Genomic DNA, 1,886 nt, shown 5'->3' on the forward strand with positions numbered 1-1,886 from the left:
CCGTCCAGCTTCCTTCACCCGGTACCACAAGCGAATCGTTGTCGCCGTCACCGTCTGTATCGGTCGCACCTGCTGTGGTAATATTCACAGAGCTTGCATTGATATCATTCTCCGGATCGGTATCATTATCGGAGACAGTCTGCAGGGTAACCGGTTGTCCGGAAACCCCTGCTTTTGTATCATTATTGGCTACCGGTGCCGTTTGCGGATAATCTACGGTCTCGGTCGCATCGTTGGAAGTAAGCCCTGTATTGTCTTTGACATTATAGGTGATCGGTGTCGGATCGGCTGTGAAGCCCGCTTCAGGTGTAAAGGTGATATCACCTGTGGCATTATCTACCGTCCAGCTTCCTTCACCCGGTACCACAAGCGAATCGTTGTCGCCGTCACCGTCTGTATCGGTCGCACCTGCTGTGGTAATATTCACAGAGCTTGCATTGATATCATTCTCCGGATCGGTATCGTTAGATACGGTGGTCAATGTCGTTGGGTTCGCAGGGCTTGCCGGATTTGAATTACTTACCATATCATTAACAGCGGTCGGTGATATAGGGAGATGATCCACAAACTCATTATTTGCATCACTCTCACCAATTGTTACTGTAACAGGAATCTTATTATCATTGGTATTACTGTTTGCATTGGTGTCTCCATCATCTGTCGTATCGGTATCTGATATTGAAATATAATTTGCCGGATCGGTCTCTACTATATCATAGTCACCTGTCGGAACATTTGTAAAACTATAAGTTCCATCTGCAGCAGTGGTGGTTGTCAGAGGATTTCCATTGGCATCATTGACAACATTCCCTCCGGTATCTTTGATCTCTACTGTCACACCACCGATCCCGGCACCCCCTGTATCTTTTACTACTCCTGAAACAGATCCTACAGGCTGATCTACAAAATCATTATCTGTATCATTCTTCCCTGAAGTCAATGTAACCGGAATCTTATTGTCATTGGTATTGCCATTGGCGTTTGCATCACCATCTACAGAAGTATCTCCATCAAGCGTTGACACATGATTTGCCGGATCGGTCTCAACAATATCATAATTTCCTGCCGGGACATTTGCAAAACTGTAAGTTCCGTCTGCCGCAGTGGTTGTTGTAAGAGGATTCCCATTTAAATCATCAATGACATTCCCACCGGCATCCTTGATCTCTACCGTCACGCCACCGATCCCGGATCCTGTCGTATTTTTCACTGTACCTGACACACTTGCAGGGGTATAGAAACCATTGTTCTCTTCAAAATTATTTACGTTGGCATTGACTGTTACTGTGGTGGGATCCCCACCTTCAGTCTGTACTGCACCTATGGGCAGTGTATTTTCATCAATATCTACCGTGGCATCTCCTACCGCAACAGCAGATGCATTATAGTCACCGTTTGTGTCTGTTGTTACCGTTTGCACTTCACCATTGACCGCAGTGATATGTACATCCACGTTGGCAAGGTCAGGTTCGCCGGCATCCTGAGTACCGTTTCCATTGAGATCATTATAGATGTGCCCTACAACATTCCCTGCAGGGTTGAAAAAGACCGTATAGTCTTCCACTTCTCCTTTTCCCCCATCACCGGACGAGCCTACGCCACTGTTTTCAGAGAATCTAAATCGGACATAAGACTGTCCAGTATAATTATCCGATGGAACCGTAACTGGGATGATTGTTTCGGTTGCGGTAGTGCTGCTAAGTGATGTATCCGTCAAGAGATGTTCTCCAGCATCCGCGAAATCTCCATCGCCGTTCAAATCGATCCAAACATTCAAGTACCCTGTACCGATCGTTGTTACATTAAGGTCATAGCTGTACCCTACTGTCATATTCAGCTCTGAGCCAACCGTCGGTTGGTTGCCGATTCGTACACCATCTTCATCA

General features: G+C 46.3%; 1 protein-coding gene. It reads right to left on the reverse strand.

The window, feature by feature from the left end; translation table 11 throughout:
- Positions 1-1,886 (reverse strand): SdrD B-like domain-containing protein (locus MVE01_RS05775; protein WP_472561223.1); only part of this gene is annotated, 1,886 nt, incomplete at both ends.

This window comes from Sulfurovum sp., assembly GCA_026990595.1.
GTDB lineage: Bacteria > Campylobacterota > Campylobacteria > Campylobacterales > Sulfurovaceae > Sulfurovum.